Raw genomic sequence first — 11,687 nt, 5'->3', positions numbered from 1 at the left:
GTAAAAGCCGAAAGGCGCCCATTGTGACACGTTCGACCAGTGAGTGAAAGTTTGCGACCTGTTAAAGCATAGTTGCCAGCCGGTATCGCGGCGCGGCGATCGCTCGTCACTATTTAGCTTTTGTTTAAGCGCTACCTGCCACACTCCAGCCAGTTCGGTTTTGCTTGCGGGAGAGACAGTGTCGTTAATTATCTCGCTCATTGAGAGCGCACAGGGCCACTATCCATTGGTATTACTGATGGTTTTCCTGCTCACTTTCACTAAATCCTGCGCGCTGGTGTCGCTGGCGATCCCGGGCACCTCCGGCCTGCTGCTGCTGGGGACATTCGCGTCCGCCAGCCTCGGTCATTTCCTGTTAATGTGGTCCAGCGCCAGCCTCGGCGCCATCGGCGGATTCTGGCTCTCGTGGTGGTTAGGCGTTCGCTATCGTCACCGCCTCACGCAGTTGCGCTGGCTGACCGCCGAGCGGCTGGCCCGCAGCCGACTCTTTTTTCAGCGCCGCGGGCTGTGGGCGGTCTTTTTCAGTCGTTTCCTCTCTCCCCTGCGCGCCACCCTGCCCCTGGTCAGTGGCGCCAGCGGCCTGCCGCTGTGGTCGTTTCAGCTGGCTAACGTTACCTCCGGTCTGCTGTGGCCGTTTCTGCTACTCTCCCCCGGCGCTTTAAGCCTGAGTTTATGGTGAAAAAACTTTGTCTTTCAAAGAGATTCCGCAAATCCGCGATATGCTCTAGAATTAGGATAAGCACCTGCTATTTAAACTATTTTTTAATAATTGTACGATTATTTTAAATATGCTACCGTGACGTTATAATCACTGGAGAAAAGTCTTATGAAAATCGCGGTTTACAGTACGAAGCAGTACGATAAAAAGTACCTGCAGCACGTTAATGATACCTACGGCTTTGAACTGGAATTCTTCGACTTCCTGCTGACAGAGAAAACCGCCAAAACCGCCCACGGTTGCGAAGCGGTATGCATCTTCGTCAATGACGACGGCAGCCGTCCGGTGCTGGAGGAGCTGAAGGCTCACGGCGTGAAGTATATCGCCCTGCGCTGCGCCGGGTTTAACAACGTCGACCTCGAGGCGGCGAAAGCGCTTGGCCTGCGCGTCGTGCGCGTCCCGGCCTACTCGCCGGAAGCGGTCGCTGAACATGCGATCGGCATGATGATGTCGCTTAACCGCCGCATCCACCGCGCCTACCAGCGTACCCGTGATGCCAATTTCTCCCTCGAAGGCCTCACCGGTTTCACCATGTACGGCAAAACCGCCGGGGTGATCGGCACCGGGAAAATTGGCGTGGCGATGCTACGGATCCTTAAAGGCTTCGGCATGCGTCTGCTGGCTTTTGATCCGTACCCAAGCGCCGCCGCGCTGGAGCTGGGGGTGGAATATGTTGACCTGGCCACGCTGTACAAGGAGTCGGACGTGATCTCCCTGCACTGCCCGCTCACCGACGAAAACTACCATCTGCTCAATCGCGAGGCCTTCGATCAAATGAAGGACGGGGTGATGGTGATTAACACCAGCCGCGGCGCGCTGATCGATTCCCAGGCGGCCATCGATGCCCTGAAGCACCAGAAAATCGGCGCGCTGGGGCTGGACGTTTATGAGAACGAACGCGATCTGTTCTTCGAAGACAAATCCAACGACGTGATCCAGGACGACGTCTTCCGTCGCCTCTCCGCCTGCCACAACGTGCTGTTCACCGGCCATCAGGCGTTCCTCACCGCCGAGGCGCTGATCAGCATTTCGGAGACCACCCTGGGCAATCTGCAGCAGGTCGCCAACGGTGAAACCTGCCCGAACGCTATCGTCTGATTCCTTTCCCTTTTGTGCTCCTCTCCCCGGGGGGAGCACATTCAGATAATCCCCACAGATCCCCGCTGCGATACCGTTACACTGGCTTTGTTTTATTAGTAATGTGAATGTTTTGGAGTAAAAATGAACAAATTTGCGGCATTACTGGCGGCAGGGTTGCTGCTGTCCGGCTGTGTCTATAACAGTAAGGTGTCCACCGGCGCGGAACAGCTACAGCATCATCGTTTCGTGTTGACCAGCGTCAACGGCCAGGCGGTGAACGCGGGCGACCGGCCGCTGGAGTTGAGCTTCGGCGAGAAGACGGCTCTTACGGGCAATATGTATGTTTCGGGCAATATGTGCAACGGCTTCAGCGGGGAAGGTAAGGTGTCGGACGGCGAGCTGAAGGTTAAATCGCTGGCGATGACCCGGATGCTGTGCCACGATGCCCAGCTCAATACCCTTGACGCGACCATTGGTAAGATGCTGCGCGAGGGCGCGCAGGTCGATCTGACGGAAAACCAGTTGACGCTGGCGACCGCCGACCAGACGCTGGTCTATAAGCTCGCCGACCTGATGCACTAGCCGGCGTGGTGAACCCGCTGCGGGGCTGCCATTAATAGCCGCAGCTTCCGCCCGCCAGCGCCTGCTCGCTGCAGCGTTTACCGTTCGGCAACGCGCACATGCCAATCGCCGAACCATCGAGCTGACGAGCTACCGATAACGAGCCGCCTATCATGGCGCAGTTGGCCTGACCGGCGTCGCTCATCGCCGCCCGCATTCCTGGCGTGACGTGCGCCGCCGTGGCCTGCTGAACGGGTTCACTACTGCACGCCGACAGCAACAGCGCCGCACATCCCACTAATATCGCAGCTCGCATTTTCTCTCCCCTCGGAAACGTCTTAAAAAGCAAACCCAAGAATAATAGGCAGCGTGGCGCGCGGCGTCGAGAGGGGAAGTACGTATTTATGCGTCTCATTAACATTTTCTAGCAAATTTCTGCGTAAAGGTTGATCTCCCCCGGGTTCGCCACCGGATAAGCGCTGGCCTTCACGCCCTGGAAAGCCACTTTCTCCGCGAACCGCGCAAAATATTGATCTGGTCACGGGTGGCCGCCGCATTGAGGACACAAATGCAAAAATGGCGGCATCAACGGTTTGCTAAACTACCTCTTATATAATTACAGGGCGCGTCGCGGTTTTACGCGTCCATTCTTTTGCGCAATGTAAGGGTGTCTTCCTATGATTACTATTGATGGTAATGGCGCGGTCGCTTCCGTCGCGTTTCGCACCAGTGAAGTTATCGCCATCTACCCGATCACGCCCAGTTCAACGATGGCGGAACAGGCCGACGCCTGGGCCGGCAACGGGCTGAAAAACGTCTGGGGCGATGTGCCCCGCGTGGTCGAAATGCAGTCGGAGGCAGGCGCCATTGGCGCCGTACATGGCGCGCTGCAGACCGGCGCCCTCTCCACCTCCTTTACCTCATCGCAGGGCCTGCTGCTGATGATCCCCACGCTGTACAAACTGGCCGGCCAGCTGATGCCGTTTGTCCTGCACGTCGCCGCCCGCACTGTCGCCACCCACGCGCTGTCGATTTTCGGCGACCATTCCGATGTGATGGCGGTCCGCCAGACCGGGTGCGCCATGCTGTGCGCCAGCAGCGTTCAGGAAGCGCAGGATTTCGCGCTGATCTCGCATATCGCCACTCTGCAAAGCCGGGTGCCGTTTATTCATTTCTTTGATGGTTTCCGCACCTCGCACGAAATCAACAAAATCGCCCCGCTGGCGGATGACACGATTCGCACCCTGCTGCCGCAGGAAAAAATCGCTGAGCATCGCCAGCGCGCGCTCAATCCGGAACACCCGGTGATCCGCGGGACCTCAGCCAACCCTGACACCTACTTCCAGTCGCGGGAGGCCACCAACCCGTGGTACGACGCGGTTTATGATCATGTCGAGAAAGCGATGGACGACTTCGCCGCCGCCACCGGCCGCCAGTACAAACCGTTTGAGTTTTACGGCCATCCGCAGGCGGAGCGCGTCATCGTCATTATGGGCTCGGCCATCGGCACCTGCGAAGAGGTGGTCGATGAGCTGCTGAGCCGCGGCGAGAAAGTCGGCGTACTGAAGGTCCGCCTCTATCGTCCGTTCTCCGCCGCCCACCTGCTGGCAGCGCTGCCGGAGAGCGCCCGGGCGGTGGCGGTGCTGGATCGCACCAAAGAACCTGGCGCGCACGCGGAGCCGCTGTATCTCGACGTGATGACCGCCCTGGCGGAAGCCTTTAACCGCGGCGAGCGCGAGACGCTGCCGCGGACCATCGGCGGCCGCTACGGTCTCTCTTCCAAGGAGTTCGGTCCGGAATGCGTGCTGGCGATATTCCATGAGCTGCAGGCCGCCCAGCCGAAGCCGCGCTTTACCGTCGGCATTTACGACGACGTGACCAACCTGTCGCTACCGCTGGGCGAAAATACCCTGCCGGCAGAGGCCAAGCTCGAAGCGCTGTTCTACGGCCTCGGAAGCGACGGCAGCGTGTCGGCCACTAAAAACAATATCAAAATCATCGGCAACTCCACCCCGTGGTTCTCCCAGGGGTACTTTGTCTATGACTCGAAGAAGGCCGGCGGCCTGACCGTCTCCCATCTGCGGGTCAGCGAAAAGCCGATTCGTTCTTCGTATCTGATTTCGCAGGCCGATTTCGTTGGCTGCCACCAGCTGCAGTTTATCGATAAATACCAGATGGCCGAGCGGCTGAAGCCCGGCGGCATTTTCCTGCTCAACACGCCGTACAGCGCCGATGAAGTCTGGTCCCGCCTGCCGCAGGAAGTGCAGGCTACCCTGAATCAGAAAAAAGCGCGTTTTTACGTGGTCAACGCGGCGAAGATCGCCCGCGAATGTAGCCTCGGGGCGCGCATTAATACCGTGATGCAGATGGCCTTCTTCCATCTGACTCACATCCTGCCTGGCGACAGCGCGCTGGCGGAACTGCAGGCGGCCATCGCCAAAAGCTACAGCAGCAAAGGTCAGGAGCTGGTGGAACGTAACTGGCAGGCGCTGGCCCTGGCCCGCGAGTCCCTGGCGGAAGTGCCGCTGCAGCCGGTGAATGCCAGCAGTCCGAACCGCCCGCCGGTGGTCTCCGACGCCGCGCCGGATTTCGTCAAAACGGTTACTGCCGCCATGCTGGCCGGCCTCGGCGATGCGCTGCCGGTCTCCGCCCTGCCGCCGGACGGCACCTGGCCCATGGGCACCACCCGCTGGGAGAAACGCAACATCGCCGAAGAGATCCCGATCTGGAAGGAAGCGCTTTGCACCCAGTGTAACCACTGCGTTGCCGCCTGCCCGCACTCGGCAATCCGCGCCAAAGTGGTCGCGCCCGAGGACATGGAGAACGCCCCTGCCAGTCTGCACTCACTGGACGTTAAATCCCGCGATATGCGCGGGCAGAAATACGTTCTGCAGGTCGCCCCGGAAGACTGCACCGGCTGCAACCTGTGCGTGGAAGTGTGCCCGGCAAAAGATCGCCAGAACCCGGAGATCAAGGCCATCAATATGATGTCGCGCCTGGAGCATGTGGAAGAGGAGAAAGTGAATTACGATTACTTCCTCAACCTGCCGGAAATCGACCGCAGCAAACTGGAGCGGATTGATATCCGCACTTCGCAGCTGATCAGCCCGCTGTTTGAATACTCCGGCGCCTGCTCGGGCTGTGGCGAAACGCCGTATATCAAACTGCTGACCCAGCTGTATGGCGACCGGATGCTGATTGCCAATGCCACCGGCTGCTCATCCATTTACGGCGGCAACCTGCCCTCGACCCCGTACACGACCGACGCCAACGGCCGCGGCCCGGCGTGGGCCAACTCGCTGTTTGAGGATAACGCTGAATTCGGGCTCGGCTTCCGCTTAACCGTCGACCAGCATCGCCAGCGCGTGATGCGCCTGCTGAGCGAATTCGCCGACCAGCTGCCGACAGAGCTGAACGCGGCGCTGCATGCCGAGGCGACGCCGGAAGCGCGCCGCGAACAGGTGGCAGCCCTGCGTCAGGCGCTGGCCGGCGTGCAAGGCGCTGAAGAGCTGCTGACCGATGCCGACGCGCTGGTGGAGAAATCCGTCTGGCTGATCGGCGGCGACGGCTGGGCCTACGATATCGGCTTCGGCGGTCTGGACCATGTGCTGAGCCTGACGGAAAATGTCAACATTCTGGTGCTGGATACCCAGTGTTACTCCAACACTGGCGGCCAGGCGTCAAAAGCCACCCCGCTGGGGGCGGTCACTAAGTTTGGCGAGCACGGTAAACGCAAGGCGCGCAAAGATCTTGGCGTCAGCATGATGATGTACGGTCATGTCTATGTGGCGCAGATTTCGCTGGGCGCGCAGCTGAACCAGACGGTGAAAGCGATTCAGGAAGCGGAAGCCTATCCGGGGCCGTCGCTGATCATCGCCTACAGTCCTTGCGAAGAGCATGGCTACGATCTGGCGCTCAGCCACGATCAGATGCGTCAGCTGACCGCTACCGGCTTCTGGCCGCTCTACCGCTTCGACCCGCGTCGGGCGGAAGAAGGCAAGATCCCGCTGGCGCTGGACTCCCGCCCACCGTCAGACGCCCTGGCTGAGACGCTGCTCAATGAGCAACGCTTCCGTCGCCTGAATGCGCAGCAGCCGGAAGTGGCGGAGCAACTGTGGAAAGACGCGGCCGCCGACCTGCAGAAGCGCTACGACTTCCTCGCCCAGCTGGCGGGCAAAGCGGAGAAATCACCGAGCGAGAGCTAAGGTTATTTTTCCTCCCGCAGCCATAAAAAAAGCCCGAACATAAAGTTCGGGCTTGTCGTTTTACCGATAAACAAAATCATTCCGCAGAATGAGACGGCAAATAAAAATGCTTGGCATGACAATAAAGGCATATAACGCCCGAATAATACGCGATCAAACTGAATATGTATAATTTTTATTTTGTATATTATTTGTAGATATATTCACCATAATTATCACCATTACTTCAGACGTATTTTATTTAGATTTTACTTATATCGTAACAATTGAGTCTTACCATATCTCAGACCGCTCCTTTAGCATGAGTTCACTTCCTTCCCGGAAGCTAGAACATAAAAACAGTTAAAGGAATTTCTTCATGAAAAGAAAAGTACTGGCCCTCGTTATTCCGGCTTTATTAGCCGCTGGCGCTGCGCACGCGGCGGAAATTTATAATAAAGACGGAAATAAATTAGATGTCTATGGCAAGGTAGACGGTCTGCACTATTTCTCCAGCGACTCGAAAAAAGATGGCGACCAAACTTACGTTCGCTTTGGCTTTAAAGGCGAAACCCAGATCAACGATATGCTCACCGGTTACGGCCAGTGGGAATACAACGTTCAGGCCAACAATACCGAAAGCGCCGGCGATCAGGCGTGGACCCGTCTGGCCTTCGCCGGTATCAAAGTGGGCGATTACGGTTCTTTCGACTATGGTCGTAACTACGGCGTGCTGTACGACGTCGAAGGCTGGACCGATATGCTGCCGGAGTTCGGCGGCGACTCTTACACCTATGCGGATAACTTTATGGCAGGCCGCGCCAACGGCGTCGCGACCTACCGCAACAGCGATTTCTTCGGTCTGGTGGATGGTCTGAACTTCGCCCTGCAGTATCAGGGTAAAAACGAAGGCCAGAACGCCCAGGATATCAACGTCGGCACCAACAACCGCAGCAGCGACAGCGATGTTCGCTTTGACAACGGCGACGGTTTCGGTCTCTCCACCTCCTATAACTTCGGCATGGGCATCAGCGCGGCTGCGGCCTATACCTCTTCTGACCGTACCAACGACCAGATGACCCAGACCAACGCCCGCGGCGATAAAGCCGAAGCCTGGACTGCCGGTCTGAAGTACGACGCCAACGATATCTACCTGGCGACCATGTACTCTGAAACCCGCAACATGACCCCGTACGGCAATGACGGCGTGGCCAACAAGACGCAAAACTTCGAAGTCACTGCTCAGTATCAGTTCGACTTCGGTCTGCGTCCGGCTATCTCCTACCTGCAGTCCAAAGGCAAAGATCTCTATAATACCGGCAGCTACGCCGATAAAGATCTGGTCAAATATATGGACGTCGGCGCCACCTATTACTTCAACCGTAATATGTCCACCTACGTTGATTACAAAATCAACCTGCTGGATGACAACGACAGCTTCTACAAAGACAACGGTATTTCTACCGACAACATCGTCGCGCTGGGCCTGGTTTACCAGTTCTGATGCGCCAGCCCGCCGGTTCCGGCGGGCTTTCTCTCTCTTTGCATCGCAGCAGCTAAAACAAAACAATATATCCCACAGCTTAAAATAGCCGTCCGTTTAGTGATATAGTCGTGCTCAGTCAGTGCCTGCCCGAGGACGTCCATCATGCATCATCACCCGGTAAAATCTTCCCGAATTATCTCTGTCGCCTATGATGACGCCTCCGCCACGCTGGAAATCTGTTTTTATCACCAGCCGCCGTTGCAATATACCGGGGTTCCACCGCGTATTTTTCGTGACTTTTTACAGGTGGTGTCAAAAGGCCGATTTTATGACGGCGTGATAAAGGGAAAATTCCCCGAACGCAAGCCACGTTAATGTCAAAGTGTGACTGCGGTCATGATACAAAACGTGCCATAATGCCGTACAATATGAGGGGATACTTAAACAGGAGGTTTTATGAGCAGAATGATTCTTGTCCCCATCGATATCTCTGATAAAGAATTTACTGAACGCATTATCAGTCACGTTGAATCGGAAGCGCGGATTGACGACGCTGAGGTCCATTTCCTCTCCGTTATCCCTTCCCTGCCTTATTATGCCTCACTGGGAATGGCCTATACCGCCGAACTGCCTGGTATGGATGAGCTGCGCGAAGGGACGGAAACGCAGCTTAAAGAGCTCGCGAAGCAGTTCTCTATCCCGGAAGATCGGAAACATTTTCACGTTGCCGAAGGGTCGCCAAAGGATAAGATCCTGGCCCTCGCCAGGTCGCTACCCGCCGACCTGGTGATCATCGCTTCGCACCGGCCGGATATTACCACCTATCTGCTGGGCTCCAACGCCGCCGCGGTGGTCCGCCACGCCGAGTGCTCGGTGCTGGTCGTTCGCTAACGCCTCAGCCCGCCGCCCGGCGGGCTTTTTATTTTTACTTCTGCCCCTGCCCCCAGCCGAAAGTGCCGGAAAAATGCTGACATTCCGCCCCTGAATCCGTACCATACACGCCACGGTTGTCCGTCAGACCTCATTAATTGCTACGCGCCAGCGCCACGTTGTCCAGCGGCTGGCAGAACGCGTGCTCTTCTGATGCCACACTATGAATTGAGCCACTATTACATGCTGCAAAATCAAGAAATCAGTAAAAATGTACAACACCAATAAGTTGTGCCCCCTCCAACCAACTGAATTTCTTTTATATTTACATTCAGCCAGCCCCCACAGCGCCGGCCGCTGGTCCTGGTACCTGAATCCACCCGGGAATGGATGAGGCAGGCTATTCGAGGAAAAGAGGTGAATGAGATAATTGCAGATGGTGCGGTACCTGCTGATCATTTCACATGGCACCCCGTTTTCCGAGCGGTGGACAACGTTAGGAATCAGGGGGCGTAATTGATTGAGGCTATTAAAATCCAATAACCTGATAATACCCGCACTATGCTGACAGCAGACCTTGGTGTTCTGATTGCCTTTTGCATCGGGAATGCCCTCAAAGCGCATAAGTTAAGGAAGTTGCTCAGACTCCGACGGCATCTTTAGGGCTGGTTGATAAAAAATCAAAATTGTGAACTACTTTCATCGATAATAAATTCAACGTAATAAAAAACCGCCGGCGCGAGTTTCAATCAGAAGTCATCCATTATCACGTTAAGATAGGTAAGATAACGCAACTGTACCGATCAGCTACTCTTTGAAACCAGGCTTGCCATTCCTGGCCCGCCATTCTTTCACTTCCTTAACAACCCTTTCCGGACTATCCTCTCGGCCCTTTGGAGGATAGAAAATTACATCAGAACCATCAGGGTGTTCAGTGATACGTTCAAACTCTAAAACATTTTGCACATCTTCATCTTCGGTTGTATTATCCGGATTAAATATCTTTTTCACAAAAGCTAAAAACTCAGATTCGGTGTAATCAGAAATGCTTTTTTTATTGTCCATCATTTACCACCATTGCTTAGTGAACTTCGACATGGCTTTTGTGCATCATAACTCGCCAGTTCTCAATACCATACACATCACCGGTATTTTAATAGCTTTTGCGTGTTCTAATTCATGTTTAAGCCTTCCCCCGACATGCTCATTTTACGAATGAACGACCATGTTTCTAACTTGATACCCCCTAAGCTAGCTTGTCAAACCGCTCAGTTAGCTCAGTGGTATCAGAAACCGCCTTCCTGAAAGCTCTCCGAATGAATGAAAGTTCGAAAACTCACAGCCACGAAATTTTTCAGCAATCACACTGGGAACAGGAGAGCCTAACTCGTCTCCAGTTTTTTTCAGCCAACCATGACTAACCTGCTCCCCTTAACCAGTAATTTTGCCAGGTAAATCTCTAGAGCTTGCCAACATAACATCACTTGGCTCGACTCCCATTGCAAGAGCATCAGGCTGCTAGATCTCTCAGTACACAAAATCCAGGTAGGCTAGCAGTATTTACGGTTGAGATGGACGAAATCTTATTGTTCCACGCGCAATGCCTGGCTTTCCGGGCTCATACTTGCATTTTCTCATTGCTGATCTTGTTTCTCTAAAAAAGATCTCAGCACCAGTTGTCTCAACAGAAGTTACTTCCCCTTTTTCATTTACTGAGGCAGCGTAATTTACAGTGCCACTAATCCGATTAGCCATGGCAGAAACTGGATAATAAGGATTAGGGCAACTTATCCGCACAGGCACCACTTCTTCTTTATTTCCTGCAGCAAGTGCCAAGTTTGATATAAGAACAGCGCAAACCAGAAGTAATGTTTTTTTCATAACCGATACCAATTGTTGTTTTCCTTATGTCTATAGATCCCTAATACGCCTTTTTCATGCAACGCCGGAGGATGCGGCTCCACTTCTACATCCCCGCTGGTATGGAGGGGATTATATATCACAGCCGGGTTAGCTGCGCGCTTTGCGTTCTGCGGGGGATTGAGGCATCGCCATTCTTCCGCAGGGCTACTCCTTCCCTATAACGCATCCATTCACCTATATTCCATTAAAAAATGAGGAGTTTCGACTTATCATTTAGGGTCAAGTAAAGTAAACACCTCTCTTACAGCCAGATTTCCAATCTTATGTGAGCCCCAAAACCCGGCACTGATTACCGGGTATTTTATTGTTTCCCAAGTGCTTTTACGGTCTCTCACGCCCGGCACATCTCCGGCGAGTTACCTCTCACCAGCGCCTCAGCAAAAGGCCTCGGTATGGCATTAGCAGCAGGAAACCGGACGATACAATTGCTCGCCCCTGCCCTGGACGCGCTCAAAGCGCAGCATGAACTGACAGCTGGACATCCGGTAGCCACTATCACGTTTCACCACAGGGAATACGGCTCAAGCGAGGAACAGAATTTGCGACTTGTTTTCATGCCGCGGAGACGGAAAGGCGAGCAAAAACACTGCTACTCGCACAGCAGCATAGGCAGCAGATGGGAAGCTGCAGTAAAACGCGCTGGCATTCGCCGCAGGAATCCGTACCATACGCGGCATACTTTTGCCTGCTGGCTCCTGACGGCTGGCGCAAACCCGTCTTTTATAGCCAATCAGATGGGGCATGAAAACGCGCAAATGGTGTACGACGTTTATAGTACATGGATAGAAGAGATGAACGGCGACCAGGTTTCTATGTTGAATTCCCGGCTTGGGCTTTAACACATTTTGCCCCCTATATGCCCCTT

At 54.8% G+C, this 11,687-nt stretch carries 11 protein-coding genes and 3 pseudogenes; 9 read left to right on the top strand and 5 right to left on the bottom strand.

Annotated elements, in window-relative coordinates; translation table 11 throughout:
• Positions 1-178 precede the first annotated feature (178 nt).
• The 3 genes from K5R89_RS02170 (at position 179) to hslJ (ending at position 2,380) form a co-directional block, all read left to right on the top strand.
• A complete protein-coding gene (locus K5R89_RS02170) occupies positions 179-679 on the top strand; it encodes a DedA family protein (RefSeq protein ID WP_023289432.1) in 501 nt (166 codons plus the stop codon).
• A gap of 147 nt (positions 680-826) precedes the next feature.
• Complete coding sequence (locus tag K5R89_RS02165; RefSeq protein ID WP_032452619.1) at positions 827-1,816, top strand: 2-hydroxyacid dehydrogenase; 990 nt, start codon at positions 827-829, stop codon at positions 1,814-1,816.
• 123 nt (positions 1,817-1,939) lie between these two features.
• A complete protein-coding gene (gene hslJ / locus K5R89_RS02160) occupies positions 1,940-2,380 on the top strand; it encodes a heat shock protein HslJ (protein ID WP_023289430.1) in 441 nt (146 codons plus the stop codon).
• Between the two features lie 31 nt (positions 2,381-2,411).
• Here hslJ and K5R89_RS02155 read toward each other — a convergent pair whose 3' ends face one another.
• Positions 2,412-2,675 (bottom strand): DUF333 domain-containing protein, encoded by a 264-nt coding sequence (locus K5R89_RS02155; RefSeq protein WP_008805145.1) that lies wholly within the window; start codon positions 2,673-2,675, stop codon positions 2,412-2,414.
• 361 nt (positions 2,676-3,036) lie between these two features.
• On the opposite strand from K5R89_RS02155, the gene nifJ reads away from it, so the two are divergent.
• Together nifJ and ompK37 are read left to right on the top strand one after the other, a co-directional pair.
• The gene (nifJ, locus tag K5R89_RS02150; RefSeq protein WP_048334939.1) at positions 3,037-6,564 is read left to right on the top strand and encodes a pyruvate:ferredoxin (flavodoxin) oxidoreductase; all 3,528 of its coding nucleotides are present in this window, start codon (positions 3,037-3,039) and stop codon (positions 6,562-6,564) included.
• Between the two features lie 358 nt (positions 6,565-6,922).
• Positions 6,923-8,047 (top strand): porin OmpK37, encoded by a 1,125-nt coding sequence (gene ompK37 / locus K5R89_RS02145; protein ID WP_044522574.1) that lies wholly within the window; start codon positions 6,923-6,925, stop codon positions 8,045-8,047.
• Here the strand turns inward: ompK37 and K5R89_RS02140 are convergent.
• Entirely contained in the window at positions 8,035-8,193 is a 159-nt protein-coding gene (locus K5R89_RS02140; RefSeq protein WP_162824562.1) for a hypothetical protein, read from the bottom strand. The genes ompK37 and K5R89_RS02140 overlap by 13 nt on opposite strands.
• Here K5R89_RS02140 and K5R89_RS02135 point away from each other — a divergent pair.
• The 3 genes and pseudogenes from K5R89_RS02135 to K5R89_RS27335 all read left to right on the top strand — a co-directional run.
• On the top strand, positions 8,192-8,404 hold the full coding sequence (locus tag K5R89_RS02135; RefSeq protein ID WP_023289427.1) for a KTSC domain-containing protein: 213 nt from the start codon (positions 8,192-8,194) through the stop codon (positions 8,402-8,404). The two genes, K5R89_RS02140 and K5R89_RS02135, sit on opposite strands and share 2 nt — an antisense overlap.
• 81 nt (positions 8,405-8,485) lie before the next feature.
• Positions 8,486-8,920 carry a universal stress protein UspF gene (uspF, locus tag K5R89_RS02130; RefSeq protein WP_023289426.1) on the top strand — a complete coding sequence of 145 codons (435 nt, stop codon included), beginning with the start codon at positions 8,486-8,488 and terminating at the stop codon, positions 8,918-8,920.
• Between the two features lie 327 nt (positions 8,921-9,247).
• Positions 9,248-9,415 (top strand): annotated as a pseudogene (locus K5R89_RS27335) (SOS response-associated peptidase); the annotation flags it as partial.
• 291 nt (positions 9,416-9,706) lie between these two features.
• Here K5R89_RS27335 and K5R89_RS02125 read toward each other — a convergent pair.
• From K5R89_RS02125 to K5R89_RS02120, 3 genes and pseudogenes are all read right to left on the bottom strand, one after another.
• The gene (locus tag K5R89_RS02125; RefSeq protein ID WP_025999099.1) at positions 9,707-9,964 is read right to left on the bottom strand and encodes a bacteriocin immunity protein; all 258 of its coding nucleotides are present in this window, start codon (positions 9,962-9,964) and stop codon (positions 9,707-9,709) included.
• 207 nt (positions 9,965-10,171) lie between these two features.
• Positions 10,172-10,318 (bottom strand): annotated as a pseudogene (locus K5R89_RS27840) (hypothetical protein); the annotation flags it as partial.
• Positions 10,319-10,459: 141 nt separating this feature from the next.
• Positions 10,460-10,780, bottom strand: a complete 321-nt coding sequence (locus tag K5R89_RS02120; RefSeq protein ID WP_109547428.1) for a TonB family protein — start codon at positions 10,778-10,780, stop codon at positions 10,460-10,462.
• Between the two features lie 446 nt (positions 10,781-11,226).
• Between K5R89_RS02120 and K5R89_RS02115 the strand changes: the two are divergent.
• Positions 11,227-11,661: pseudogene (locus K5R89_RS02115) on the top strand (tyrosine-type recombinase/integrase); the annotation flags it as partial.
• Between the last annotated feature and the right edge of the window lie 26 nt (positions 11,662-11,687).

It is taken from the genome of Klebsiella sp. TF21-TM, from assembly GCF_019753495.1.
Classification (GTDB): domain Bacteria; phylum Pseudomonadota; class Gammaproteobacteria; order Enterobacterales; family Enterobacteriaceae; genus Klebsiella; species Klebsiella quasipneumoniae.
Note: the sequence above shows the minus strand (reverse complement) of the source record. Positions and strands in the feature narration are given on the sequence as shown.